Below are 306 nucleotides of genomic sequence, written 5' to 3'. Positions count from 1 at the left end.
CTGATGCGAATAATTGTACTACGACTGCTAATGTAACTATTGACCAACCGACAGCGGCTCTCGCAGCTTCTATTTCTGCTTCGCAAGATGTAGATTGTTTTGGTGAGGCTACTGGTTCAGCTACCGTATCAGCTACTGGCGGTACTGCTGGATATACTTATTCTTGGAATACATCTCCTGTACAAACTACAGCTACTGCTACAAACTTAGCTGCTGGTAATTATACTGTTACTGTTACTGATGCGAATAATTGTACTACGACTGCTAATGTAACTATTGACCAACCGACAGCGGCTCTCGCAGCTT

At 43.5% G+C, this 306-nt stretch carries 1 protein-coding gene; it reads left to right on the top strand.

Translation table 11 applies throughout. The features are described from left to right. The coding region (locus ACFQ1Q_RS00085; RefSeq protein ID WP_386127507.1) for a SprB repeat-containing protein at window positions 1–306 on the top strand (306 nt) is incomplete at both ends.

The sequence above is a fragment of the Winogradskyella litorisediminis genome, assembly GCF_042675765.1.
GTDB lineage: Bacteria > Bacteroidota > Bacteroidia > Flavobacteriales > Flavobacteriaceae > Winogradskyella > Winogradskyella litorisediminis.
Note: the sequence above shows the minus strand (reverse complement) of the source record. Positions and strands in the feature narration are given on the sequence as shown.